Genomic DNA, 24,617 nt, shown 5'->3' with positions numbered 1-24,617 from the left:
CTGTTGATGGGGACGTGGGCCATCAAATCTGGCTATTCAACGTGTGGAACATGAGCATTTCGCCACACAGGTGAATGTCTGTTCAGCGAGGTTCCCTACAGGATGCTCCGCATTTGCGCCGGGGCGATTGCACTCTGATCGACATAGGAACACTATGTCGCACCCGACGTTCCTCCTCTCATCGCCACTCGAGGAGGAGAGACGTCATGAGAAAGTATCTGTTTGCCGCGGCCATGGTGACCGCGATCGCATCGCCTGCATTCGCCGATGAAATCGGTGTTCGTGCCGGCCCCGTCGGCGCCGGCGTCACGGTCGGCGAGTCGCATGAATATCGCGATCGGGATCGCGACCGCACCACCGTGATCAGGGAGCGCGAGCCGCGTCATGACCGGACCACGGTCATCAAGAAGCAGGACGAGCTCGGCAATCGCAGCAAGACCGTGATTCATCACGACGACGATTGATGCCGATCAAGAAAAATGGAAGTCCGCCGCTGACCTCGTCGCGGCGGACTTTCATGTTTTAACGCGATAATTGGCAGATCGGCGAAGCAGCACTCGGAGGGCCGAGGTAATTCGTCGCGATGCGATTGCGGCATTCTTCGGCGTAGGCGCGCAAGCGCTCGGCGGTCACCGGGTCCATGCCGGTGCGCGCCAGTCGTTCGGCGCGGTCGGCCTGATCCTTTAGATCGTTGATTGTCGGGGTCATGTCAGCCTCCATGTCCAGACAATTTGAATCGAATTGCAACGTTCCCCGGCCACTCGGAGCGTGGCTAACAGGCGGTTAATCCGTGACGGGATCGCCCTCAAGTCACCGGCGCCGGGTTGAACAGCGTCAGATCGTTGTGGATACCCCAGCGGTCCGACCACGGCTTGGTTCGGCCGCTCGCGACGTCGAGGATCATGCGGAACAGGTCCCAGCCGGTTTCCTCGATCGTCTTCTCGCCGGTCGCGATACAGCCGGCGTCGAAATCGATCAGGTCCTTCCAGCGCCGCGCGAGCTCGCTGCGGGTCGCGACCTTGATGACGGGCGCGGCCGCAAGACCATAGGGCGTGCCCCGGCCGGTGGTGAAGACCTGCAAGGTCATGCCGGAGGCGAGCTGCAACGTGCCGCAGATGAAATCGCTGGCCGGTGTCGCGGCAAACAGCATGCCCTTCTGCCGCGCCTTCTCGCCCGGCGACAGCACGCCCGCGATCGGGCCGGAGCCGGATTTCACGATCGAGCCGAGGGATTTTTCGACGATGTTGGCGAGCCCGCCCTTCTTGTTGCCCGGCGTGGTGTTGGCGCTGCGGTCGGCGCCGCCGCGGGCGAGATAGGCGTCATACCAGGCCATCTCTCGGATCAACGCGCGGCCGACATCCTCGTTGACGGCGCGGCGGGTCAGAAGCTGGATGGCATCGCGCACCTCGGTCACTTCCGAGAACATCACGGTAGCGCCGGCGCGAACCAGTAGATCAGCGGCGAAGCCGACTGCGGGGTTGGCGGTGACGCCGGAGAACGCATCGCTGCCGCCGCATTGCAGGCCGATCACGAGATCGGCGGCCGGGCAGGTTTCGCGCGTGCGGGTGTTGAGCACCTTCAGGCGGGCCTCGGCCTGGGTCATGATCGCATCGACGATGGCGCCGAAGCCGTCAAAGGCTTCGTCCTGCATCCGCACGATGGCGTCGCTGACGCCTTCCGGCACCAGCCGTTCCGGCGCGAGCTTCTCGCAGCCGAGGCCTACGACGAGAATCTCGCCGCCGAAATTCGGATTGAGCGCGAGGTTCTGCAGGGTACGGATCGGCACCACGGCGTCGGGCGCCGTGATTGCGACGCCGCAGCCATAGGCATGGGTCAGCGGCACGACGTCGTTGACATTGGGATATTTCGGCAAGAGCTCGGCGCGGATGCGCTTCACCGCGTATTCCATCGTGCCCTTGACGCATTGCACCGAGGAGGAGATGCCGAGGATGTTCTTGGTGCCGACCGAGCCGTCGGGATTGCGATAGCCTTCGAAGGTAAAGCCTTCGAGCGGCGGCAGTGCCGGCGGCACCGCGGTCGCGATCTCGAGCTGATCGAGCGGCGGGGCGTCGGGCATGCGGATGCGCGCCTCGTCGACCCATTCGCCGGCTAGGATCGGCGACAGCGCATGGCCAATCACCTCGCCATAGCGGATGATCGGTGCGCCCTCGGCGATGTCGTCCAGTGCGGTCTTGTGGCCTTGCGGCACGAAGGCGCGCAGCGTCAGGCCGCAGGCGAAGCGCGAGCCGGCAGGCAAGCCGAAATCATTGACGACGATCGCGACATTGTCGCGCGCGTTGAGCGTGATGTAGCGCGGCTGCTCCTGCGCGCCGATCGACTGGTCCATGCCGTATTCCTCCTGGCTTGGCTTCACCTCCCCCGCAAACGGGAGAGGGGGCGCACCTCCCGTGCGGTAAGACTCAACCCGGGAACGTGTAAGCCGTCTTCACCGTGGTGTAGAACTCGCGGGCATAGGCACCCTGTTCGCGCGCGCCGTAGCTCGAGCCTTTGCGGCCGCCGAACGGCACGTGGTAGTCGACGCCGGCGGTTGGCAGATTGACCATCACCATGCCGGCCTCGCTGTTGCGCTTGTAATGCGAGGCGTATTTCAGACTGGTCGTGCAGATGCCCGAGGCGAGGCCGAACTCGGTGTCGTTGGAGATCGCCAGCGCTTCCTCGTAGTCCTTGGCGCGGATCACGCAGGCGACCGGGCCGAAGATCTCCTCGCGGGCGATCCGCATCCGGTTGGTCGCCTCGGTGAACAGCGCCGGCTGCAGATAGAAGCCGGGCGTCTCGCGGTTCAACAGCTCGCCGCCCCAATGCAGGCGGGCGCCTTCGTCCTGGCCGATCTTGATATAGCGAAGGTCCTGGTCGAGCTGGCTCTGGTCCACGACAGGGCCGACATGCACGCCGCTCTTCAGCGCGTCGTCCACCGAAAGCCCCTTCATCCGCTCGGTCATCGCGGCGACGAAGCGATCGTGAATCCCCGCGGTGACGATCAGGCGCGACGACGCCGTGCAGCGCTGGCCGGTCGAGAAGTAGGCGCCGTTGACCGCGACCTCGACCGCGACCTTGACGTCGGCGTCGTCGAGCACGACCAGGGGGTTCTTGCCGCCCATCTCGAGCTGGAATTTCTTCATCGGATTGGAGAGCACGCAGGCCTGCGCGATCTTGCGGCCGGTCTGCACCGAGCCGGTGAAGGAGATCGCGGCGACGTCGGGATGCTCGAGCAGGGTCTGCCCGACCACCGAGCCCGAGCCGACCACGAGGTTGAACACGCCGGCCGGAATCCCGGAGCGCGCGATGATCTCGGACAGCGCGTGCGCGGAGCCCGGCACCAGTTCGGCCGGCTTGAACACCACCGTGTTGCCGTAGCAGAGTGCCGGCGCGATCTTCCAGGCCGGGATCGCGATCGGGAAATTCCACGGCGTGATCATGCCGATGACGCCGACCGGCTCGCGGGTGATCTCGACATCCAGGCCGGGCCGCACCGATGCGCCCTTCTCGCCCATCAGCCGCAACGCCTCGCCGGCGAAGAACGCAAAGATCTGGCCGGCGCGCGCCACCTCGCCGATGCCTTCCGGAAGCGTCTTGCCTTCCTCGCGCGCCAGCAGGCGGCCGAGCTCTTCCTTGCGGGCGAGGATTTCGACGGAGATCCTGGTCAACGCGTCAAATCGCTCCTGCGGGGTCGCGCGCGCCCAGGCCGGGAAGGCGGCCTTCGCGGCGGCGATCGCCTTTTCGGTCTGTGCCTTGTCGGCCTTGGCGTATTCGCCGACCACGTCGGCCGTGTTGGAGGGGTTGATGTCCCGCGTGATGCTGGTTCCGTCGACCCATTCGCCGGCGATGAAGTTCTTCTGATGAGCGGTCATGTTTCCAACCTTTCTTGTTAGCGCACGAGGCAGGGACGCTTGTCGTCGAAGGTCCAGCCGGGGATCAGGAACTGCATGGCCAGCGCGTCGTCGCGGGCGCCAAGGCCATGCTGCTTGTATAGCGCGTTCGCCGCCTCGATGGCAGCGCGATCGAGCTCGATGCCGAGGCCCGGCCGATCCGGGATCGCGATCTTGCCGCCCTTGATCTGCAGCGGCTCCTTGGTCAACGCTTGGCCGTCCTGCCAGATCCAGTGGGTGTCGATCGCGGTCACCTTGCCGGGCGCGGCGGCGCCGACATGGGTGAACATCGCCAGCGAAATGTCGAAGTGGTTGTTGGAGTGCGAGCCCCAGGTCAGGCCGTTGTCGCGGCAGGTCTGCGCTACCCGCACCGAGCCCTGCATGGTCCAGAAATGCGGATCGGCCAGTGGAATGTCGACCGCGCCGAGCCGCAGCGCGTGGCTGAGCTGGCGCCAGTCGGTCGCGATCATGTTGGTTGCGGTCGGTAGCCCCGTGGCGCGGCGGAACTCGGCCATGATCTCGCGACCCGAGAAGCCGGCCTCCGCGCCGCAGGGATCCTCGGCATAGGCGAGAACGCCATGCATGTTGCTGCAAAGCCGGATCGCCTCGTCGAGCGACCAGGCGCCGTTCGGGTCGAGCGTGACGCGGGCTTTCGGAAAACGCTTGGCGATCGCGGTGACGGCCTCAATCTCCTCTTCGCCCACGAGCACGCCGCCCTTGAGCTTGAAATCGGCGAAGCCGTAATGCGCCTGCGTCGCCTCGGCGAGGCGCACGATCGCCTCCGGCGTCATCGCTACCTGATGGCGTAGGTTGAACCAGTCGGGCTTGCCGGTCTCGCCTTCGACATAGGGAAGGCTGGTCTTCCTGCGGTCGCCGACGAAGAACAGATAGCCGAGCGTCTCGACATCAGCGCGCTGCTGGCCTTCGCCGAGCAGCGCCGCGACCGGGAGATTGAGATGCTGGCCGAGCAGATCGAGCAGCGCGGATTCCACCGCGGTGACTGCATGGATGGTGACGCGGAGGTCAAAGGTCTGTTTGCCGCGGCCGCCGGCGTCGCGGTCGGCGAAGGTCCGGCGCATCGATGCGAGGATGTTGTTGCAGGCGCCGATGGTCTGGCCGACGACGAGGTCGCGGGCGTCCTCGAGCGTCTTGCGGATCTTCTCGCCGCCCGGCACCTCGCCGACGCCGGTGTGGCCGGAGTTGTCGGTGAGGATGACGAGGTTGCGGGTGAAGAACGGCGCATGTGCGCCGCTCAGATTGAGGAGCATGCCGTCGCGGCCGGCGACCGGGATCACCTCCATCGCCGTGACGATGGGGGCGCCGGCAAAGCCGGTGCGGATCGTGTCTTGCACCATCTGCTCCTCCCTTGGTCGTTGGCCGTTCGGCTTATTCCGCCGCCTGCCGGGTCGCGGCCTGCGGCAGCTTCGCCACCAGCGCCGCGAGCTCGGCGATCTCCTGCTCGGTGAGCTCGGTGAGCGGCGGGCGCACCGGGCCGGAATCGCGGCCGATCACCTTCATGCCGGCCTTGATGATCGACACCGCATAGCCCTTCTTGCGGTTGCGTATCGCGATCAGCGGCAGAATGAAATCCTTCAAGCCTGCATGGATGGTCTGATGATCGCGCCGGCGCACCGCGGCGTAGAATTTGGTGGCGAATTCCGGCACGAAGTTGAACACCGCCGACGAATAGGTGGTCACGCCCATGTCGAGATAGGGCAGTGCAAAGGTCTCCGCGGTCGGCAGGCCGCCGATATAGGTCAGGCGGTCGCCGAGCCTGGTGTAGACCCGGGTCATCAGCTCGATGTCGCCGATACCGTCCTTGTAGCCGACGAGGTTCGGGCAGCGCTCGCAGAGCCGCGCCAGCGTGTCGGGCTGCAGGATCGCATTGTCGCGGTTGTAGACGATGACGCCGATCTTGACCGACGAACACACCGCCTCGACATGGGCGGCGAGGCCGTCCTGCTCGGCATGGGTGAGATAGGGCGGCAGCAGCAAGAGGCCGTCGGCGCCGGCCTTCTCGGCGCCAACGGCGATCTCGCGCGCGATTGCGGTGCCGTAGCCGGTGCCGGCCAGCACGGGAACGCGGCCCTTGGTCTCGTCGACCGCGATCTTCACGACGAGGGGAACTTCAGCCGGCGTCAGCGAGAAGAACTCGCCGGTGCCGCCGGCGGCGAACAGGCCGGCGACGTCATAGCCGCACAGCCAGTCCATGTTGGCGCGATAGGTCGCCTCGTCGAACGAATAGTCCGGCTTGAACGGGGTCACGGGGAAAGACAGGAGGCCGCCACCGATTCTCGCGGCCATCTCCTGAGGGGTCAGCTTGCTCACGGCGCCACTCCTGGAATGATGTTGGGATAAGGGATGCGCGAGCAGCGCGCGTCCACGGCCGAATTCTTAAGGAATGCTTCGATGCGCGTCCAAGCCAAACGCGGTATCGAGCGATGCGCAATCGGCATCAATCGGCGCGCAGGTGCGGCGCTGCGATTTCGGTTGCGATCTCGATCAAGGACGGCAGCAACTGGTTCTCGTGATCGCGCCGCCACACCATGAACAGTTCGACCGGCACCGGCGTGCGCAGCTTCAGCGGCTTCAGCTTGACGTCCGCGATCTTCAGGCTGGCGGCGGCTTCCGGCACGATCGCGATGCCAAGCCCGGCGCGCACCATGGCGAGGATCGAGTGGATCTGGCTGAGATGCTGCACATAGCGCGGCAGCACGTCGGCGCGCGTGAACAGCGACACCAGCAGGTCGTGGAAGTAGCGCGCCTCATAGGGCGAATACATCACGAAGGGCTGGTCGTCGAAATCCTTGATGCCGACGGCGTCGGCTGTGGCCAGCGGATGCTTCTTCGGGATCGCGGCGAGCAGCGGCTCGGCCACGACGCGCCGGCTGGCGAATTCCGGCCGCGCGATCGGCGGCCGCAGCAGCCCGGCATCGATCTGGCCGGTGGTGAGCGCCTCGAACTGATCGCCCGAGACCATCTCCTTCAGGGAAAAATCGACCTCGGGCAGGCGAGAGCGGGCGGCCGCGATCAGATCGGGCAGGAAGCCATAGGCGGCCGCGGCGGTGAAGCCGATCTTGAGCGAGCCGGTCTTGCCGAGCGCGATGCGGCGGGCGACCTGCGAAGCGGATTCCGCGAGCTTGAGAATGCGCCGCGCCTCGGGCAGGAAGCTGCGTCCCGCCGGGGTCAGCCGCACCGAGCGGCTGGTGCGTTCCAGCAGCGGCGCGTCGATGATGTGCTCGAGTACCTGGATCTGCCGGCTGAGCGGCGGCTGCGTCATGTTGAGCCGCGCCGCGGCGCGGCCGAAGTGCAATTCCTCGGCCACCGTGACGAAACAGCGAAGCTGGTTCAGGTCGAACATCGATGCTAGCCTGGAATGGATCGGTCGAGGGTTTGTTCGTTCTAGCATCGATGCCTCCCACTGGCCAAGAAGACAAACAAGAAGACAAAGACGGCGGCCGAAGCCGCCGTTGATGTGTTGTTGCTGCTGCGGCGGCCTGGCTCAGGCCGCCTTCAGCTGCACCCGCTTGATCTCGCCGACGATGAACAGATAGGCGATCGCCGCGACCAGCGCGTTGGCGCCGACGAACACCAGCGCGCCATTGAACGAGCCGGTGGCGGCGAGGATGTAGCCGATGATGATCGGCGTGGTGATCGAGGACAGATTGCCGAAGGTATTGAACAAGCCGCCGGAGACGCCGCCGGCTTCCTTCGGCGAGGTGTCGGAGACGACAGCCCAGCCGAGCGCGCCGATGCCCTTGCCGAAGAAGGCAAGCGCCATGAAGCCGACCACCAGCGCCTGGCTGTCGACGTAGTTGCAGGCGATGATCGTCATCGACAGCAGCATGCCGCCGACGATCGGGATCTTGCGCGCCATGGTCAGCGAGCCGGTGCGGCGCAGCAGATAGTCCGAGATCACGCCGCCGAGTACGCCGCCGATGAAGCCGCACAGCGCCGGCAATGTCGCGACGAAGCCGGCCTGCAGGATCGAGAGCCCGCGCTCCTTCACGAGGTACACTGGGAACCAGGTCAGGAAGAAGTAGGTCAGCGTGTTGATGCAGTACTGGCCGATATAGACGCCGAGCATCATGCGGTTGGCGAGCAGCTGGCGAATATGGTCCCAGCCGGGGCCGCTGTCGTGCGTCTTGCCGGCCTTCGCCGCGTCCATGTCGACCAGCGCGCCGCCCTGCTTGATGTAGTCGAATTCGGCCTCGTTGATCCCGGGATGGTCCTTCGGCTCGTAGATCGTCTTGATCCAGGCGATGCCCATCACGATGCCAAGCCCGCCCATCACATAGAACACGTGGCGCCAGCCGTATTCGTGCGCGATCCAGCCCATCAGCGGCGCGAAGATCACGGTCGCGAAATACTGTCCGGAGTTGAAGAACGCCGATGCGGTGCCGCGCTCATTGCCGGGGAACCAGGCCGCGACGATGCGGGCATTGGCCGGGAACGATGGCGCCTCGGCGAAGCCGACCAAGAAGCGCAGCCCGAACAGCAGCGCCACGGCCGCGCCCGCAGAGAGGAATCCGACCAAGCCCTGCATCGCGGTGAAGATCGACCAGACGATGATGCTGATCGCATAGACCCATTTGGAGCCATAGCGGTCCAGCAGCCAGCCGCACGGCACCTGCGCGATCACATAGGACCAGCCGAACGCCGAGAACACGTAACCCATCGCGACGGGATCGAGATGCAGTTCCTTGGAAAGGGCAGGGCCGGCGATCGAGAGCGTGGCGCGATCGGCATAGTTCACGGTGGTGACGAGAAACAGCATCGTCACGATCAACAGCCGGACGCGGGATCGCCGCGCGTCCGTGCCGGACACAATTGCGCTCATTCGCGCCTCCTTGAAAGATTTCCTCGGGGACTGTCCTAGAGAGATGACGACAATGGGTCCAAGCCGAAACGGGTATTGATCCATACCAATTTTGAATGGATCGGTCCGGTGTCATTCCACCTTCGCCGCTCTTGCTTCGGCTCCGAATTAATGTACTATAAGTACAGTTATTGAGGGCGCAGCGTCGCGCCCTGCCGATCGAGGTCGAATGCGCATGACCGCGTCACGTGACTGCGAGGTGTTCGAGGCAGGCAGGGTGACCCTGCAGGGCGGCGCGGTGTTTCCGCAGCTTGCGCTCGCCTACCAGACCTACGGCACGCTGAACGCGGCCAAGGACAACGTCATCCTCTATCCGACGTCGTTCGCCGCGCAGCACACCGACATCGAATGGCTGGTGCAGCCGGGCGGGGCACTCGATCCCGAGCGCTACTTCATCATCATCGCGAACCAGTTCGGCAACGGCCTGTCATCCTCGCCGTCGAATTCGAGCGAGCTGCTCGGCGGCGCACCGTTTCCCGCCTTCACCTATCATGACGCGGTCGCCATCCAGCGGCGGCTGCTGGTCGAGCGGTTCGGCGTGACCAGGCTCGCGCTGGTCTACGGCTGGTCGATGGGCGGCATGCAGGCCTATCACTGGGCCGCCCGCTACCCTGACATGGTGGAGCGCGCGGCCGTGGTCTGCGGCAGCGCGCGGTGCTCGCCGTATAATCATGTCTTCCTCGAAGGTGTGAAGGCTGCGCTGACCACCGATCCGGCCTATCAGAATGGCCGCTTCGTCACCAAGCCGACCGCGGGCCTTCGCGCGATGGGGCGCGTCTATGCCGGTTGGGCGATGTCGCATGAGTTCTATCGCGAGGAGGTCTGGCGCGAGGCCGGCTTCAGCTCATTGGAAGACTACCTCGCGCGATCCTGGGACGGTGCCTTCGCGCGGCGCGATGCGAATGACCTGCTGGCGCAAATCGCGATCTGGCAGGCCGGCGACATCAGCCGCTGCGATGAATTCGGCGGTGACTTCGATCGCGCATTGGCCGCGATCAAGGCGCATGTCCTGCTGATGCCCGGCCGCACCGACCGCTATTTCGACCCGCGCGACAACGAGGATGAGCTAGGCCGCCTGGTCAATGCCCGCTCCGCGGCGCTGCATCCGATCCCCTCGAACCATGGGCACCGGGCCGGCAATCCGGTCAACAATGCCGAAGACCGCGCCTTCATCAACGCCGAAATCGCGGCGCTCTTGCAACGCTGACAGGTGAGACGACCATGAGCACCGCAGAGACCAGTGACGCCGGACCCCGCCTGAAGCCGCTCAGCCCGCTGACCTTGCGCGAGCTATCGACCAAGTCGAACCTTGCCGGCGCGGTGCGCGCGGCCAGCCATTACGGGATGATCGTTGTGGTCGGCGCACTGATCTGGCTGGTCTCGTCGCACTATGGTCTCGCGTGGGCGTTGCCGCTGATCGCCATCCAGGGCTACTTCGTCGCGTTCCTGTTCATGGTGGTGCACGAGACCGCGCACAAGACGGCGTTTCGCAGTCACGCGCTCAATCTTGCCGTCGGCAATCTGTCCGCCTTCATGATCGGATTGCCTTACCAATATTACTGCCTGTTTCACTGGGACCATCATCGCTACACGCAGGATCCGGAGAAGGACCCGGAGCTGATCGTAGGTCCCAAGCCCGCGTCGGACACCCAGCTTGCGATCGCCTATTCGGGACTGTTGCAGGTATTGGTCCGGATCCGGCTGATGTTCCGGCATGCACTCACCGGGAAGGTGAGCGTGCCGTGGATTCCGGAACACAAGCGCGCCTCGATCGTGCTGGAAGCAAGGCTTTATCTTGCAGGTTATCTGCTTTTGCTCGTGGCATCGCTTGTGCTGCACAGCGCGATCCTGTTCTGGGTGTGGGTCGTGCCGCTGCTCGCCGGTCAGCTCATCCTGCGCCCGTATCTCTATGCAGAGCACACCGGTTGCGAGCGGACGCGCAGTGCATTCGAGAACACCCGCACCACGATGACAGGCCGGATCATGAAATGGTTTGCCTGGAACATGCCGTATCACGTCGAGCATCATGCCTATCCGACGGTGCCGTTCCATGCTTTGCCGAAGCTGAACGCGATCGTCGATGGCCACATCGTGTATCGCGGCAGCAACTACCGCGCCGTGACGCGCGAGACCTGGGCCTGGTTCCGCCGTCAGCGGCAGCATTCCGCTTGATATTCACGCCTCGGCGTGCGGCCGCAGCACCAGATTGACGAGGTTGCGGGCATAGGCCGGCGTCAGCGGCTTGATGCCGAAGACATAGCGGTAGAACAGGCTGCCGTAGATCGCGTCATAGATATCGCCGGGTACGCCCGGTGCGCCGATGCTGCCGTCCTTCTGGCCGGCGGCGATGATTTCCAGCATCCGGCTGCGACGAAGGCCGAGGTAGCGCTCATAGAACAATTCCGCCGTGCCAGTCTGCGAGATGCATTCCGAGATCACCGCGAGCTGCACCCGTCCGAACTCGCCCTGCAACGCCTCCACATACGTCGCGACGTGGCGGCGGATGCGGGCGACCGGATGGCCCGCCTCAGGCAGCGGCACTGCGCGCGAGGCCTGGTCGAGGAAGGCATCGATCAGCAAGGCCTCGCGCGACGGCCACCATTTGTAGATCGTCATCTTCGAGACGTTGGAATGTCTCGCGATCGCGTCGATGGTGGTGGCGGCAAGGCCGGTGGTCGCCATCAGGCTATAGGCGCTGTGCAGGATCGCGGCCGTGGTCGCGGCGGAGCGCGGCCGGCCGCGCCGCCCCGTTGCCGTATCCTCCGTCTCCACCTTGCTTCCCGCCATGGCCGGGATTCGTATCCTGCGTGTTCGTTGTGCTGCTTGCGGACATAGCATGAAATCGCGCGCTGTTTCAGATCATGGCCGCCGCTGATACTGTACATCTCGCCGGTGAAGGCTCAGCTCAACTGCTCATCGAACAGGAGTATCCCGTGAAGGCCGTCTACAGTGATCTGCACCGCAGCCATGATCCGCAATTCTTCCTGGTCCGCGGTGTGGTCCAGCGCACCACAGAGCAGCCCGAGCGCGCCGACCGCCTACTGGCAGGGCTGAAGGCCGGCAAGCACACGCTGATCGAGCCGACCAAATTCGGGCAGGGGGCGCGGGCGCGTGTGCATAGCCCCGAATATCTGAGCTTTCTCGCTGACGCCTGGGACGAATGGTCGGCGCTCGGCAATGCCGGGCCGGAGATGATCGCGAACATGCATCCGGTGCGCAACGCCGGTACCTACCCCACCCACATCGTCGGCAAGCTCGGCTGGCATACGGTCGACACCGCGGCGCCGATCGGCCCCGGCACCTGGGCCGGCGCCTGCGCTTCGAGCGACGTCGCAGTCACCGCGGCGCAGATGGTGCTCGACGGCGAGGACGCCGTCTACGCGCTGTGCCGTCCGCCCGGTCACCACGCCTATCGCGATCTCGCCGGCGGCTTCTGCTTCCTCAACAACAGCGCGATCGCGGCCGAGCATCTGCGCCAGCAGCACGAGCGTGTCGCGATCCTCGATGTCGACGTGCATCACGGCAACGGCACGCAGGGCATCTTCTATGAGCGGCCGGACGTCTTCACCGTCTCGATCCACGCCGATCCGTCGTTCTTCTACCCGTTCGTGTGGGGCTATGCGCATGAGCGCGGCGCCGGGCCCGGGCTTGGCACCAATCTCAACATTCCCCTCGCCAAGGGCACCGGCGACGACGACTACATCAGGGCGCTGGCGACGGCGGAGAAGGCGATCCGCTCCTTCGCGCCGACCGCGCTCGTGGTCGCGCTCGGGCTCGACGCCTCCGAGAAGGACCCGCTCGCGGGCCTCGCCGTCACCACCGACGGCTTCCGTCGGATCGGCGAGGCGCTCGCCCGGTTCGGTCTGCCGACCGTGCTGGTGCAGGAGGGCGGCTATCTCTCCGACATCCTCGGTGCCAATCTGACGGCGGTGCTCGGCGGATTCGAAGCTGCACGCTAGCGCGGTTTCGAATGGGAGCGGTGACCGGTTCGCGTGAAGAAAACCCGTCAAAACAACAGTCTGAAGTATCGGTTGTGATGCATCAGGACCGATTCCCCCGCCGTGGGCCGTACAACAAAGCGTCGTGGAGCTGCGCCTTTGCAACCAAAGCCGGATCATGCCGTTGGTATCCGGCGCTGGCCTATGACCTTGCCTGGCGGCATCGGCCGTCCGGGCGGGCAGCAACGCGAGGACGGCCATGAGCGATCTGCTTCGCATCGCCATCGTCGGTTTCGGGGAGATCGCGTGCCGGCAGCACGTGCCCGCGATCGCGAAGACATCAGGTGCTGCGCTCGTCGCGGTGGCCGATCCGGCGAAGAGCCCATCCGGCCTGCCGCATTTCCGCGATTTGCAGGAGTTGTTGCGCGACGGGCCGGAGATCGATGCGGTTGCGCTGTGCACGCCGCCGCAGGCGCGTCACGCGCAGGCCGCCGCGGCGCTCGCCGCAGGCAAGCATGTCCTGTTGGAGAAGCCGCCTGGGTCTACGTTGAGCGAACTCACGCCGTTGATCGCGGCCGCGGGCGAGGCGGACCGGACATTGTTTGCGGCATGGCACTCGCGCCACGCACCCGCGGTTGGACCGGCGCGGCAATTGCTCGCCGGACGCGCGATCAACAAGGTGACGATCATCTGGAAGGAAGACGTCCGCGTCTGGCATCCAGGCCAGGCCTGGATCTTCGAGGCGGGCGGCTTCGGTGTGTTCGATCCCGGCATCAACGCGCTGTCGATCCTGACCGAGATCCTGCCGCGTCCCGTCTTTGTCAGGAGCGCGATGTTGGACGTTCCTTCCAACCGGGAGGCGCCGATTGCCGCGGCAATCGAACTGTCCGATGAGAACGGCCTGCCGATCTACGCCGAGTTCGATTTTCGCCAGACCGGGCCGCCGAGCCGGGACATCCTGTGCGAGACCGAGGCCGGGCCTGTGACGCTGTCGAAAGGCGGACGGCAGCTGCGCGATGGCAGCAGGTTGGTGGTCGATGCCACGGATGAGGAATATCCCGCGTTGTATCGCCGCTTCGTCGCGCTGACGTCGGACGGAAAGTCCGAGGTCGACCTCGCGCCCTTGCGGCTCGTCGCCGATAGCTTCATGCTGGGGCGACGGCGCTCTGTCGTGGCGTTCGGGGACTGACAATGACATCAGCCAGCATTGCTCGCGCGCCCTTCGGCAAATTGCCCGACGGCACCGTGGTCGAGCGCGTGACGCTGCGAGGCGCGCACGGCTTCGAGGCCAGCATCCTTCCCTTCGGCGCCACGCTGCAAACGCTGCTCGCGCCCGATCGCGGCGGCCATTACGACGATGTCGTGCTGGGCCACGACGCGTTCGACGGCTATCTCGCGCAGCGCAAATTCTTCGGGGCGACCATCGGGCGCTATGCCAACCGGATCGCCGCCGCGCGCTTCGTGCTCGATGGCGAGACGGTGAAACTCGACGCCAACAACGGCCCCAACGCGCTGCATGGCGGCCTGCAGGGCTTTGATCGCAAGCTGTGGCGGATCGCCGAACTATCCGATGAACCGGGGCCGGCGCTGGTGCTGGAGCGCGAAAGCCCGCATGGCGAAGAGGGCTATCCAGGCAATCTTCAGACCCGGGTGACCTATCGCGTGCGCGCCCCGATGGAACTCGCGGTCACCTTTGAGGCGACAACCGACCGGCCGACATACGTCAACCTCACCAATCACAGCTTCTTCAATCTCGACGGCGCGCGCTCGGGTACGCAGATCCTCGATCATCTCTTGACGATCGCTTCAGACCATTTCCTCGCGGTGGACGCCACTGCGATCCCGTTGCCGGGCCCGCCGCGGCCGGTTGACGGCACGCCGTTCGATTTCCGCAAGGCCATGGCGATCGGCGCGCGGATCAGGATGAACGACGAGCAGTTGCGGCTCGGGCGCGGCTATGACCACAATTTCTGTCTTGCCTCGGGGACAGGCCTTCGCCTCGCCGCGCGCCTCGAGGCGCCGCACAGCGGCCGCGTGATGGAGCTGTTGACCGATCAGCCGGGGTTGCAGTTCTATTCCGGCAACTTCCTCGATGGCTCGAGCGCCGGCAAGGGCGATCGGCTCTATCGCCAATCCGACGCGCTATGTCTCGAGCCGCACGCCTGGCCGGATACGCCGAACCGGCCCGACTTCCCGGCGGCGCGGCTCGATCCCGGGCAGATCTATCGGCGCACCGCAATTTATCGATTCTCGACCATGTGAGTGACGCCATGACCGACCGTGCCGCCGAGCCGCTGATCGAACAGGTGCCGACATCCGTGCTGTCCGCCGAGCGCTGTCATCTCGGCGAGGGCCCGACCTATGACGCGGCGACCGACACCGCCTGGTGGTTCGACATCCGCGAGTGTCGCCTGTTCGAACATCGTTTTGCAAGCGGCCGCACCGTCGTTCACGAGTTGCCGAAGATGGCGAGCGCATTGGCGCGGATCGACGGCGAGCGGCAGCTGATCCTCACCGAGGATGGGCTTTACGTCCGGCAGGTCGCCAGCGGTCGCATGGAGCTGTTCGTCGCACTCGAAGCCGACAATCCTTTGACGCGCTCCAATGATGCGCGCGTGCATCCGTCGGGCACCTTCTGGCTCGGCACAATGGGGCGCCAGGCCGAGCACGGCGCCGGCGCGATCTACGCGCTGCATCACGGCCGTATCATGCGGCTCTATCCCGGGATCACGATCCCCAATGCGATCTGCTTTTCGCCCGCAGGCGACGCCGGCTATTTCGCCGATACCGCGACCAATGTGCTGCATCGCGTGCCGCTCGATCCATCAACCGGATTGCCGACCGGCGAGCCGATCGACTTGATCAGGCATCAAGGCACCGGCGGCCTCGACGGCGCGATCGTCGATGCCGATGGGATGATCTGGAACGCGCGCTGGGGCGGCGGCTGCGTCGATGTCTACGATCCCGCCGGCCGCCACCTGCGCTCGCTGAAGGTGCCGGCGAGCCAATCGAGCTGCCCGGCCTTTGTCGGCCGCGATCTTTCGCGCGTGCTCGTTACGTCAGCCTGGCAGGACATGGACGAGGCCCAGCGCGCGGCCGATCCCGGCCACGGCCAGACCTTTCTGCTCGATGCCGCGGCACGCGGCCGTGCCGAGCCTGACGTCAAACTGTCCTGAATGCGGGCCTGCCGTCGCCTCGTTGACCTGACCTGATTATTTGCACGATAGTACAAATATGGTCCGCAAACCTGCGAAGTCCGGCATGAAGGCCGACGCCAAGGCCGCCGGCACCCGCAAGCCGAACATGCGCGAGGCGATCCTCGCCGCGGCGGAGGAACTGTTCTCGACCTACGGCTTCAACGCGGTCTCGGTCCGCGACATCGCACAGGCAGCCGGCGCCAATCCCGGCAGCGTGACCTATCACTTCAAGACCAAGGACGGCCTGCTGCTGGAGATCTATCGGCGGCATTGCGGCCCGATGAACCGGCGGCGCTCGGAGCTCCTAGCGGCGGCGCGGCGGGTGCGCGAGCGGCAAGGCTGGATCGCCGATCTTGCCGATGAAGGCGTGTTCGGGCCCAAGGGAACGCCGGAATTCGCCCGCAGTGCCGATTGGCGCACCGAGGCCGACCGGATTCTCGCGCGCATCAAATCCTGACCTCTCGCGCGGAGAATCCGCCGCGTTCCCTGCCGACGCGCAATGCGCTATTGCTCTGCGAACAGTTTTGTTCTGGAGGCACTCCCATGAAGAATTCCGGCAAGGTCGTCGCCATCACCGGAGCGGCGCGCGGCATCGGCAAAGCCTGCGCCGCGCGCTTCCTGTCCGATGGCGCCAGGGTCGTCATCTCGGATGTCGACGCTGCGGGGCTCGTCCACGCCGCCCAGGAACTCGGACATGAGGATCGGTTGCGGGCCGTCGAGGCCGACGTCAGCAAGCGCGCCGATGTCGATCGCATCGTGGCTCACGCGGTGAAGGAGTTCGGCCGGCTCGACGTCATGGTCAACAATGCAGGCGTCGCGCGCAACCGCGACTTCCTCGATATCAGCGAGGCCGAGTTCGACGACGTGATGGGGATCAATCTCAAGGGCGCGTTCTTCGGCGTTCAGGCCGCGGCGCGCCAGATGATCGCGCAGGGCGGCGGCGGCGTCGTCGTCAACATGTCGTCGGTCAACGCGCTGCTGGCGATCCCCTCGCTTGCGACCTATGCGATGTCCAAGGGCGCGATGAAGCAGCTCACCTCGGTGGCCGCGGTGGCGCTGGCGCCGCACGGCATTCGCGTCGTGGCGGTCGGCCCCGGCACGATCCTGACCGAGATGGTGGCGACGGCGATCTTCTCGTCGGAGGACGCGCGGCGCAGCGTGCTGTCGCGCACCCCGGCCGGCCGTTGCGGCGAGCCGAGCGAGGTTGCCTCCGTCGTGGCGTTCCTCGCCAGCGACGACGCCTCCTACATCACCGGCCAGACCATCTATCCCGACGGCGGGCGGTTGATCCTCAACTACACGGTCCCGGTCAACGAGAGGAAGTAGGGGGCAGGTTCAATCGCGAGCACAATGCCAAAATATCGAAAACAACCCCATGCAAAGTAGCCGGCGGCTGCCGGCGTTCGTCCAGGCTGCTTGACATGCCGGGCAAATCAGGGATATTCTTCTAATATTCAGAAATCGCTCGGCGTCATCATCTGTCACCGCCCGGTTTAACCGGGCGATCCAGTACGCCGCGGCCCATCGGCTCAAGCACAACCGCCTCTGGAATACTGGATCGCCCGGTCGGCGATGACAGTGTGTTGCGTGGCAGCGACGACGGGGGTGGACCACCGCTGTTACCGCACTCTCAGCTGTCATTGTCAGCGAAAGCATGCGCGGGTGGTGACACCGGGTGGCTATCGGCCCTTGAACTGCGGCTTGCGCTTTTCCATGAAGGCGTTGCGGCCTTCGCGGAAATCCGCGCTGTCCATGCAGTCGATGCCGATCTGCTTGATCGCCGCCATGTCGCGATCGGCGGGATCCTTCAGCACCTGCGCGATGGTGATCTTGGCGGCCTTGATCGCCAGCGGCGCGTTGCCCGAAATCGTGCGGGCGATCTCCATGGTCGCGTCCCACAGTCCGGCATCCGGCAGCACGCGATCGACGAGGCCGATCCGCAGCGCTTCCGCGGAGTCGATCCGCATGCCGGTATACATGATCAGCCGCGCCCAGGACGGGCCGACCAGCGACACCAGGTGGCGCAGCCCGTCATAGCCATAGGCGATGCCGAGCTTGGCGGCGGGAATGCCGAACTGACCGCTGGCGCCGGAGATGCGGATATCGGTCAGCATCGCGACCTGCATGCCGCCGCCGAGGCAGAAGCCGCGGATGCAGGCGATGGTCGGCTTCGGGTAGTCGGCGAGCAAGGCGCGCTGGGCGGCGCTCCGCCGTGAATATTCCTCGGAGGCTTCTGCGTTGTGGCGGGTCTTCTCGAACTGGCTGATATCGGCGCCGGACACGAAGGCCTTGTCGCCCGCGCCGACCAGGATCACGACACGGACAGCCGGATCGTCGCGCAAGGCGGTCAGCGCCTCGCCGAGCCCTCCCCACATCTCCAGCGACATCGCATTGCGCTTGTCGGGATTGTTGAAGGTGATGACGCCGACGCCGTCGACCACGCTTTGCAGGATCTTGCCGTCGGCAAGCGACTTGTCTGAGATGTTTGGCATATGAGGATCCGGTCTGATTTCGGCCAAGGCTGGCATCAAAAGGCTGGCATCAAGGTTGAGGCTGGCACCAAGGCTAGCACCGGATTGCGGGCCGCGGCAGGCGGTTTAGGGCACTGCGCGATTGCAACGGCGTGCGGCAACTCTTCCGGTAGTTGTACGGATCGCAAAATAGACCGACGCGACGTGCCTGTCGTTGGCAAGGTCGGCGACCGGCTGCCGCCGTATTCCGAGGAGTTCGGCAAGCTCGAAGGCTGCCTCTCGACACGATGAGCGGCAGCTTCCTGATCGAGCTAAAGATGACGCATGCAATGCGCGAGAAGTTCGCCAGCAAGCTGACCTGCGTTGATTTGCGCAGCAAATCCCGTGAGGGGTTTTATCGAGAGAGCAAGAGCCCTCACCCGGATTGCACCGGACGATGCTTCGCATCGCCGAGAGCAATCCGACCTCTCCCCGACGGGGCGAGGTGAACCGAAGCCGCGCCAAGCCGATTCAACCAAACCTCATCCCTCTTTACGTCAGCTGTTCCGGATCTTCGGCCGCGCGCATGCGCGCGATACTGTCTTCCGTCGCCGCCGCGCCGGCCGTCGCGATCGCGATCTCGCGCGCCAAATTGGTGCATTCGGCCCACAGCAGGAAGAACACCAGCGGCGGCCGCTCGCGCGCCTCCAGCATCTGCCGGCAGCGCTCCGCGGCGCCGTCGAGCGCCCACCACTGCCGGGCGACGACCATCACCTTGCGGAAGCTGCGCAGTGTGCCGGAGAATTTCTGCGGATCGGCACCCACGGTGGCGCCGCAATGGTTCAGCCAGTTCAGCGCCGCATAGATCGCGATGCCGTAGTCCTCGATCGCCGTGCCCGTGAAATCGATGGCGGTGTTGTCGTGCGCGCGCTGGCGCAGGAAAGCGTCGATCATCTCGGCCTGGCGGGCCGGATCGACCAGCAGCGAGGTGTCTTTCCGCGGCACCATCGGGACATAGCGCATCGCCTCGAGCCGCGTGTGCTCCCAGATCGCCCTGCTATCGCCGAGCAGGTCGCCGGGCTTGCGCTTGCAAGCCGGATAGACCAGCGCGCCGTTGTCGGCGAGATCGAGATAGCGCGGCACCACCTTGTCGAGCGCGGCGAGAAACGCGCAGGGATCGGTGAGGCCGCGCAAATCGCTGGCGGCGTCGTCCGTCTGTGCAGGCTTGTTGCCGCGTGTCCAGCCGAAATTGGCCATCCCCGGACGCCCCGATCTCAACCTCGCCATCAGGTTAAATGGAAAATGTCGCGATGCAAATGCGGCATTTGCCGCTGCGCGGCCGGGCGTGTCGGCTGCTGCCGGTTGACGCGGGAGACCGCCGCGCCTAGCTCATGGTTAATGGTGCGCAACACGGGTTGCCGCCGCTTTCGGGACCTATCGCCGTGACAGCTTCTGATCGCCAGTCGCATTGGCAGACCGTCTATCTGACCAAGGGCGAGCAGCAGGTGAGCTGGTCGCAGGCCGATCCGCAGCCATCGCTGGGCTTGATCGAATCCGTCGCGGCCGGCCGCGATGCGTCGATCATCGACATCGGCGGCGGCGCTTCGCGCCTCGTCGATGCGCTGCTGGCGAGGGGCTTTCATGATCTGACCGTGCTCGATCTCTCGGAAGCTGCGCTGGCGAGCGCGCGGGAACGGGTCGGCGCGCCCGGCGCGGCGGTGCGCTGGGTGGCCGACGATGTGACGGTCTGGCAGCCGCAGCAGGCTTTCGACATCTGGCACGATCGTGCGGCGTTTCATTTTCTCGTCGCGGAGAGCGACCGCGCGGCCTATCGCGAGAGACTGCATCGCGGCGTCAAGGCAGGCGGCCACGCCGTGATCGGCACCTTCGCGCTCGACGGTCCGGAAAAATGCAGCGGCCTGCCGGTACAGCGCTATGATCCCGCAACACTCAGCCGGACCATCGGTCCGGCATTCGAGCTGATCGCGCATGAGGCGCACCGGCACGTCACGCCCTGGGGCGCGACGCAGTCGTTCCAGTTCAGTGTACTGCGGCGGAAGTGACCGGCCGTGGAAGGAGAGGCGAGATGACGGACGGGCCACGGACGATCGGCGAGATCGCGAGCTATCACGCCCATGTCTATTACGACCCCACCTCCGGCCGCGGCGAGGCCGAACGCCTGCGCAACTGGATTGGCGAGCGTTTCCTGGTCACGCTCGGGCGTTGGCACGACGTCAAGGTCGGCCCGCACGACCAGGCGATGTATCAGGTGACGTTTGCGGCCGAGCTGTTTCCGACCCTGGTGCCGTGGCTGATGCTGAACCATGGCAGCCTGAGCATCCTGGTCCATCCCAACACGACCAATCCGCGCCGCGATCATCGCGACGATCCGCTCTGGATCGGCCGGCCGCTTGCCGTCCATGCTGACAAGCTGCCCGAGGAGGCCGAAATGGAGCAGGCGCCGGCCCCGAACACGTCGCCGACATTGCGTCCCTGAGCGTCGCGGCAGTTGCGTAAAGTTTGACGCAATTGCGTTACAGCCAAGTCGTTTCAAACTCATCGCGTTTTGCAACGTGAGGTTAAGCCGGCATTCCTAGGCTTACCCGACATTTCGGGGTCGGGCGCATTGGGCATGTTCTTTTCGTTTCGAAGCTGGTCACTGTGGCGGGTGGTTGGGCCTCTGCTCGCGATCGTGTTGCTGCTGGGCGGACTGTCGGCCGGCAGCCTGCAGGTGATGTCCGCGGTGCGGGCCTATGTGGCGGGCGAAAGCCTGTGGTCGAAGGGGCAGAAGGACGCCATTCACGACCTCCAGATCTATGTCAGCACCGGCGCGCCGCTCTATCTGCAGAGGTTCGATGCCGCGATCGCGGTGCCTCTGGCCGATCGCACGGCGCGGCTCGCGCTGGAGGCGCCAGGCAACAACGACGCCGTGGCCCGGGCCGGCTTCGCCAAAGCGGGCAATCATGACGACGACATCGGCGGCCTGATCTGGCTGTTCAAATATTTCCGCACGATGCATCACGTGGCCGGCGCGGTGACGGCCTGGCGGAATTCGGATGCGCTGCTCGATCAGCTGATCGAAATAAGGAACGAGGCCGCCAACGACGGCGCGCTGCATGATCCCTCGGCTGCGACCATCAAACACTGGGCCGAGCGGATCGGTGCGGTCGACGCCGCGCTGAGCACGCTCGCCATTGATTTCTCCGACCATTTGGGGAAGGCGTCGCGCCAGGTCTCCGCGCTGCTGCTGCTGGTCAATCTCGTGATCGCGGCCTGCCTTGCCGGCATCGTCCTGTTCCATACGCGACGGATGCTGTGGCGGCGCTGGCTCGCCGAGACCGCGCTCGCCGTCGAGAAGGAGCGCGCCCAGCTCACGCTGGCCTCGATCGGCGACGCGGTCATCGTGACCACGCAGGACGATCGCGTCGGCTACATGAACGGCGCTGCGCAGCGGCTGATCGCCTCGGGGCAGGACGTAACCGGATGGCAACTCTCGTCACTGTTCAACATTGCCGAGCAGCCGGTGCGGGGATCGTTCCAGAGCGCCGATTCCGGCGACGAGAGCCGGCCGCAGCAGCGGCTCCTGGTGCGGCTGGACCGTTCCAGCGTGCCGGTCTCGGTGGTCGAGACCCCGATCGTGCATGCCGGCGAACCGGCCGGCCGCGTCATGATCATTCACGATATGACGGCTGAGCGGCGGCTGGTCGAGGAACTGGCGTGGGCCGCCTCCCATGACGCGCTCACCGGCCTTGCGAACCGCCGGCAGTTCGAGTTCGAACTGCACAAGGCGATGTCGGGCTCGCCGGCCACAGGCGCCGATCTGATGCTGATCGACCTCGACCAGTTCAAGATCGTCAACGACACCTGCGGCCACATGGCGGGCGACCGGCTGCTGAGACAGGTAGCGAGGCTATTGGCGGCTGAAGTCGGCGGCGGCGGGCTGGTCGCGCGTCTTGGCGGCGACGAGTTCGGCATTCTGCTCCACGATGACGGCTCCGCCACGCATGACGTCGCCGCCGATGTCGCGGAGCGGATCAGGGCGGTGATCGAGCAGTCGAACTTCGTCCATGAGGGCTCGAGCTTCCGGATCAGCGCGAGCATCGGTCTGGTCGCGTTGGCCGACAGCGCCGGCGTGCAGGACGCGTTGCGGCTCGCCGATGTCGCCTGCTTCCTCGCCAAGGACAAGGGACGCAACCGCGTCCAGGAGCACCGTCCGTCCGATACCGGCATGGCGGTGCGTGTCGCCGAGATGAGCTGGGTCAATCGCATCCGCAAGGGATTGGACGAGGGGCGCTTCTGCCTCTACGAGCAGGAGATCCGCCCGATCAACGGTGCCCTGAAGGGCAATGAGCGGCGCGAACTGCTGCTGCGGCTGCGCGACGAGAGCGGCGCGCTGGTGCCGCCCGGCAGCTTCCTGCCTGCGGCCGAACGTTATGGGTTGATGCCGCTGATCGACCGCTGGGTGGTTCGCCGCGCCTTCGAGATCATCGCCGAGCGCAAGCATCATCCGCGCAGGATAGCGAGCTACGCCATCAATCTCTCCGGTGCCACCATCGGCGACAGCGATTTCGTCGACTTCGTCGCCGAACTGTTCGCGCAGCATGACGTCGCGCCGGCACTGGTGTGTTTCGAGATCACCGAGACCAGCGCCATCTCCAATCTCGACGAGGCGCAGACATTCATCGCGCGGCTGCGCAAGATCGGCTGCAGTTTCTCGCTCGACGATTTCGGCACCGGCATGTCCTCGATCGCGTATCTGAAGCACCTGCCGGTCGACATCATCAAGATCGACGGCTCGTTCGTGAAGGAGATCCTGAACAGCAAGGTCGATCGCGCGATGGTCGAGATGATCACCAAGACCGCGAAGATCATGCAGAAGCAGGTGGTCGCCGAATTCGTCGAGAGCCTCGCGATCCTGGACGAGCTGCGCCAGATCGGGGTCGACTACGCGCAAGGTTACGCCATCGGGAAGCCGGTCCCGGTGCTCACCCTCCGGGAAGAAAAGATCGCCTGAGTCGCCGAAATTGTCCCGAAACGGGACTTTTTGGCCTTTCCAGCCCGCCCGGGGCTGATTCCCTGGCACTTTCCATCCGAAAAACGTTTAAAAATCCTGTCGTTGCCCGCTTCGTCTCGATTATGCCTTACTCTAATTCCCTGATATAATGAGTAGACGGTGAATTCCAACGTGGGCCGGGTAACAGGCCCCAGAGCACCGACTTGGGGATGATGGGTCAACGTACGACGAAAGCTGCCGCGCGCAGGTCGAGCCGCGGCACGTCTCTGGTGGGCAGCACGGCGTTCGCCGTGAGCGCGCTCGTCCTGTCGTCTGGCCTTGCCGCCTGGATGGTCGGCATCGACCCTACCGCTTGGCTGCATGGACCGGCACTCGCCAACACCACCGCCTCGTTGAATTTCGACGATCGCTTCGGCTCTCGCTCCACGATCAATACGGCTTCGCTCTATTATCCTTTGCGCCGCGGGTTCCGTTCGAGCCGCGGTGATTTCAATTCCGAGTTCGGTCAGATCGAGGACGCGCTGGCCGGCCAGCTGCGTGACACCCAGACCGAGCTGCCGACCAGCCAGCCGGCGATGGCATCCGTCGCGGCCACGACCACGACCGCAGCATCCGCCGTGCCGATGCCGCGATCGCGGCCGGCCGAGGCCAACCTGCTTGCGCGCAATGATCAGCCGCCGCAGGCGCCGGTGCAACAGGTCGATAACCGGACGTTCCTGCAGAAGATCGCCGACTTGATGCCGGGCAAGCTGCATCTTGCCTCGATCGATCCGAATGATGGCTTGTTGTCCGGCCCGAGCCCCGATCTCGGCGCGCTCGGTTATGATAGCACCACGGCGGTCTACGACATCAGCGGCCGCATCGTGTACATGCCCGACGGCACGAAGTTCGAAGCGCATTCGGGGCTCGGCAATCTGCTCGATGATCCGTCGCATGTGAACGCCCGCAACGCCGGTGCGACGCCGCCCGGCGTCTACGAGATGAAGCCCCGCGAGAAGCTGTTCCACGGCGTGCCCGCGCTGCGCATGACCCCGGTCGATGGCAGCGATACGTTCGGGCGTGTCGGCCTGCTCGTGCACAGCTACATGCTCGGACCGAACGGCGACTCCAACGGCTGCATCTCGGTCAAGCATTACGACAAATTCCTGCAGGCCTATCGCAGCGGCACGATCAAGCGCATCGCCGTCGTGGTCAGCATCAAGGACGTCAAGTCGGCCTCGACCCGCGCGGCGTCGAACTCGTAAGCCGCACA

The 24,617-nt window shown here is 65.2% G+C and carries 22 protein-coding genes and 2 pseudogenes; 14 read left to right on the top strand and 10 right to left on the bottom strand.

What is annotated here, in order from left to right; genetic code table 11:
- The first annotated feature begins 206 nt into the window (after positions 1-206).
- Positions 207-464 (top strand): hypothetical protein, encoded by a 258-nt coding sequence (locus ACVW1C_RS10605; protein ID WP_097673301.1) that lies wholly within the window; start codon positions 207-209, stop codon positions 462-464.
- A gap of 58 nt (positions 465-522) precedes the next feature.
- Here ACVW1C_RS10605 and ACVW1C_RS10600 read toward each other — a convergent pair whose 3' ends face one another.
- The 7 genes from ACVW1C_RS10600 to ACVW1C_RS10570 all read right to left on the bottom strand — a co-directional run bounded on the left by ACVW1C_RS10600 (position 523) and on the right by ACVW1C_RS10570 (position 8,727).
- Positions 523-708 carry a hypothetical protein gene (locus ACVW1C_RS10600; RefSeq protein ID WP_456758373.1) on the bottom strand — a complete coding sequence of 62 codons (186 nt, stop codon included), beginning with the start codon at positions 706-708 and terminating at the stop codon, positions 523-525.
- 97 nt (positions 709-805) lie between these two features.
- Positions 806-2,347 (bottom strand): galactarate dehydratase, encoded by a 1,542-nt coding sequence (garD, locus tag ACVW1C_RS10595; RefSeq protein ID WP_456758372.1) that lies wholly within the window; start codon positions 2,345-2,347, stop codon positions 806-808.
- A 73-nt stretch (positions 2,348-2,420) separates the two neighbouring features.
- Positions 2,421-3,869, bottom strand: a complete 1,449-nt coding sequence (locus ACVW1C_RS10590) for an aldehyde dehydrogenase family protein (RefSeq protein ID WP_456758371.1) — start codon at positions 3,867-3,869, stop codon at positions 2,421-2,423.
- Between the two features lie 17 nt (positions 3,870-3,886).
- On the bottom strand, positions 3,887-5,242 hold the full coding sequence (gene gudD, locus ACVW1C_RS10585) for a glucarate dehydratase (RefSeq protein WP_456758370.1): 1,356 nt from the start codon (positions 5,240-5,242) through the stop codon (positions 3,887-3,889).
- 31 nt (positions 5,243-5,273) lie between these two features.
- Entirely contained in the window at positions 5,274-6,215 is a 942-nt protein-coding gene (gene kdgD, locus ACVW1C_RS10580) for a 5-dehydro-4-deoxyglucarate dehydratase (protein WP_456758369.1), read from the bottom strand.
- Between the two features lie 127 nt (positions 6,216-6,342).
- A complete protein-coding gene (locus ACVW1C_RS10575; protein WP_456758368.1) occupies positions 6,343-7,248 on the bottom strand; it encodes a LysR substrate-binding domain-containing protein in 906 nt (301 codons plus the stop codon).
- 141 nt (positions 7,249-7,389) lie between these two features.
- Positions 7,390-8,727: an MFS transporter gene (locus tag ACVW1C_RS10570; RefSeq protein ID WP_456758367.1), complete on the bottom strand. Its 1,338-nt coding sequence runs from the start codon at positions 8,725-8,727 to the stop codon at positions 7,390-7,392.
- A gap of 214 nt (positions 8,728-8,941) precedes the next feature.
- Between ACVW1C_RS10570 and ACVW1C_RS10565 the strand changes: the two genes are divergently transcribed.
- Both ACVW1C_RS10565 and ACVW1C_RS10560 read left to right on the top strand, forming a co-directional pair.
- Entirely contained in the window at positions 8,942-9,973 is a 1,032-nt protein-coding gene (locus ACVW1C_RS10565; protein WP_456758366.1) for an alpha/beta fold hydrolase, read from the top strand.
- Between the two features lie 14 nt (positions 9,974-9,987).
- Positions 9,988-10,938: a fatty acid desaturase gene (locus ACVW1C_RS10560; protein WP_456758365.1), complete on the top strand. Its 951-nt coding sequence runs from the start codon at positions 9,988-9,990 to the stop codon at positions 10,936-10,938.
- 3 nt (positions 10,939-10,941) lie between these two features.
- On the opposite strand, the gene ACVW1C_RS10555 is transcribed toward ACVW1C_RS10560, so the two are convergent.
- Entirely contained in the window at positions 10,942-11,553 is a 612-nt protein-coding gene (locus ACVW1C_RS10555) for a TetR/AcrR family transcriptional regulator (RefSeq protein ID WP_456758364.1), read from the bottom strand.
- A gap of 146 nt (positions 11,554-11,699) precedes the next feature.
- Here ACVW1C_RS10555 and ACVW1C_RS10550 point away from each other — a divergent pair, with 146 nt between their 5' ends.
- From ACVW1C_RS10550 to ACVW1C_RS10520, 7 genes and pseudogenes are all read left to right on the top strand, one after another.
- Positions 11,700-12,725, top strand: coding sequence for a histone deacetylase family protein (locus ACVW1C_RS10550; protein ID WP_456758363.1), 1,026 nt, complete (start codon positions 11,700-11,702; stop codon positions 12,723-12,725).
- A gap of 238 nt (positions 12,726-12,963) precedes the next feature.
- Positions 12,964-13,893: a Gfo/Idh/MocA family protein gene (locus ACVW1C_RS10545; RefSeq protein WP_456758362.1), complete on the top strand. Its 930-nt coding sequence runs from the start codon at positions 12,964-12,966 to the stop codon at positions 13,891-13,893.
- Positions 13,894-13,895: 2 nt separating this feature from the next.
- On the top strand, positions 13,896-14,966 hold the full coding sequence (locus ACVW1C_RS10540) for an aldose epimerase family protein (RefSeq protein ID WP_456758361.1): 1,071 nt from the start codon (positions 13,896-13,898) through the stop codon (positions 14,964-14,966).
- A 35-nt stretch (positions 14,967-15,001) separates the two neighbouring features.
- The gene (locus ACVW1C_RS10535; RefSeq protein WP_456763045.1) at positions 15,002-15,880 is read left to right on the top strand and encodes an SMP-30/gluconolactonase/LRE family protein; all 879 of its coding nucleotides are present in this window, start codon (positions 15,002-15,004) and stop codon (positions 15,878-15,880) included.
- Between the two features lie 58 nt (positions 15,881-15,938).
- Positions 15,939-16,238: pseudogene (locus tag ACVW1C_RS10530) on the top strand (TetR/AcrR family transcriptional regulator); the annotation flags it as partial.
- Positions 16,224-16,358 (top strand): annotated as a pseudogene (locus ACVW1C_RS10525) (NAD(P)-dependent oxidoreductase); the annotation flags it as partial. The pseudogenes ACVW1C_RS10530 and ACVW1C_RS10525, both read left to right, overlap by 15 nt.
- An 86-nt stretch (positions 16,359-16,444) precedes the next feature.
- On the top strand, positions 16,445-17,227 hold the full coding sequence (locus tag ACVW1C_RS10520) for an SDR family NAD(P)-dependent oxidoreductase (RefSeq protein WP_176533237.1): 783 nt from the start codon (positions 16,445-16,447) through the stop codon (positions 17,225-17,227).
- Positions 17,228-17,580: 353 nt separating this feature from the next.
- Here ACVW1C_RS10520 and ACVW1C_RS10515 read toward each other — a convergent pair whose 3' ends face one another.
- Both ACVW1C_RS10515 and ACVW1C_RS10510 read right to left on the bottom strand, forming a co-directional pair.
- Positions 17,581-18,393, bottom strand: coding sequence for an enoyl-CoA hydratase (locus ACVW1C_RS10515; RefSeq protein ID WP_456758360.1), 813 nt, complete (start codon positions 18,391-18,393; stop codon positions 17,581-17,583).
- Between the two features lie 510 nt (positions 18,394-18,903).
- Positions 18,904-19,608, bottom strand: coding sequence for a hypothetical protein (locus ACVW1C_RS10510; RefSeq protein WP_456758359.1), 705 nt, complete (start codon positions 19,606-19,608; stop codon positions 18,904-18,906).
- A gap of 185 nt (positions 19,609-19,793) precedes the next feature.
- Between ACVW1C_RS10510 and ACVW1C_RS10505 the strand changes: the two genes are divergently transcribed.
- The 4 genes from ACVW1C_RS10505 (at position 19,794) to ACVW1C_RS10490 (ending at position 24,609) form a co-directional block, all read left to right on the top strand.
- Complete coding sequence (locus tag ACVW1C_RS10505) at positions 19,794-20,414, top strand: class I SAM-dependent methyltransferase (protein ID WP_456758358.1); 621 nt, start codon at positions 19,794-19,796, stop codon at positions 20,412-20,414.
- Between the two features lie 23 nt (positions 20,415-20,437).
- Positions 20,438-20,848, top strand: a complete 411-nt coding sequence (locus tag ACVW1C_RS10500) for a DOPA 4,5-dioxygenase family protein (protein WP_456758357.1) — start codon at positions 20,438-20,440, stop codon at positions 20,846-20,848.
- A 135-nt stretch (positions 20,849-20,983) separates the two neighbouring features.
- The gene (locus ACVW1C_RS10495) at positions 20,984-23,365 is read left to right on the top strand and encodes a putative bifunctional diguanylate cyclase/phosphodiesterase (protein ID WP_456758356.1); all 2,382 of its coding nucleotides are present in this window, start codon (positions 20,984-20,986) and stop codon (positions 23,363-23,365) included.
- Positions 23,366-23,655: 290 nt separating this feature from the next.
- Entirely contained in the window at positions 23,656-24,609 is a 954-nt protein-coding gene (locus ACVW1C_RS10490) for a DUF2778 domain-containing protein (RefSeq protein WP_456758355.1), read from the top strand.
- The last annotated feature ends 8 nt before the right edge of the window (positions 24,610-24,617 follow it).

It is taken from the genome of Bradyrhizobium sp. USDA 4011 (assembly GCF_054063415.1).
The sequence above is the reverse complement of the archived record's forward strand: the minus strand, read 5'-3'. Positions and strand labels throughout refer to the sequence as shown.

What these genes read in the sequence shown, in the direction of transcription:
- ACVW1C_RS10545 (WP_456758362.1), top strand. Translation starts at nt 12,964, where the DNA reads ATGAGCGATCTGCTTCGCATCGCCATCGTCGGTTTCGGGGAGATCGCG.
- ACVW1C_RS10515 (WP_456758360.1), bottom strand. Translation starts at nt 18,393, where the DNA reads ATGCCAAACATCTCAGACAAGTCGCTTGCCGACGGCAAGATCCTGCAA.
- ACVW1C_RS10570 (WP_456758367.1), bottom strand. Translation starts at nt 8,727, where the DNA reads ATGAGCGCAATTGTGTCCGGCACGGACGCGCGGCGATCCCGCGTCCGG.
- garD (WP_456758372.1), bottom strand. Translation starts at nt 2,347, where the DNA reads ATGGACCAGTCGATCGGCGCGCAGGAGCAGCCGCGCTACATCACGCTC.
- gudD (WP_456758370.1), bottom strand. Translation starts at nt 5,242, where the DNA reads ATGGTGCAAGACACGATCCGCACCGGCTTTGCCGGCGCCCCCATCGTC.
- ACVW1C_RS10575 (WP_456758368.1), bottom strand. Translation starts at nt 7,248, where the DNA reads ATGTTCGACCTGAACCAGCTTCGCTGTTTCGTCACGGTGGCCGAGGAA.
- ACVW1C_RS10500 (WP_456758357.1), top strand. Translation starts at nt 20,438, where the DNA reads ATGACGGACGGGCCACGGACGATCGGCGAGATCGCGAGCTATCACGCC.
- ACVW1C_RS10600 (WP_456758373.1), bottom strand. Translation starts at nt 708, where the DNA reads ATGACCCCGACAATCAACGATCTAAAGGATCAGGCCGACCGCGCCGAA.
- ACVW1C_RS10560 (WP_456758365.1), top strand. Translation starts at nt 9,988, where the DNA reads ATGAGCACCGCAGAGACCAGTGACGCCGGACCCCGCCTGAAGCCGCTC.
- ACVW1C_RS10510 (WP_456758359.1), bottom strand. Translation starts at nt 19,608, where the DNA reads ATGGCCAATTTCGGCTGGACACGCGGCAACAAGCCTGCACAGACGGAC.
- ACVW1C_RS10540 (WP_456758361.1), top strand. Translation starts at nt 13,896, where the DNA reads ATGACATCAGCCAGCATTGCTCGCGCGCCCTTCGGCAAATTGCCCGAC.
- ACVW1C_RS10495 (WP_456758356.1), top strand. Translation starts at nt 20,984, where the DNA reads ATGTTCTTTTCGTTTCGAAGCTGGTCACTGTGGCGGGTGGTTGGGCCT.
- ACVW1C_RS10590 (WP_456758371.1), bottom strand. Translation starts at nt 3,869, where the DNA reads ATGACCGCTCATCAGAAGAACTTCATCGCCGGCGAATGGGTCGACGGA.
- ACVW1C_RS10555 (WP_456758364.1), bottom strand. Translation starts at nt 11,553, where the DNA reads ATGGCGGGAAGCAAGGTGGAGACGGAGGATACGGCAACGGGGCGGCGC.
- ACVW1C_RS10605 (WP_097673301.1), top strand. Translation starts at nt 207, where the DNA reads ATGAGAAAGTATCTGTTTGCCGCGGCCATGGTGACCGCGATCGCATCG.
- ACVW1C_RS10565 (WP_456758366.1), top strand. Translation starts at nt 8,942, where the DNA reads ATGACCGCGTCACGTGACTGCGAGGTGTTCGAGGCAGGCAGGGTGACC.
- ACVW1C_RS10520 (WP_176533237.1), top strand. Translation starts at nt 16,445, where the DNA reads ATGAAGAATTCCGGCAAGGTCGTCGCCATCACCGGAGCGGCGCGCGGC.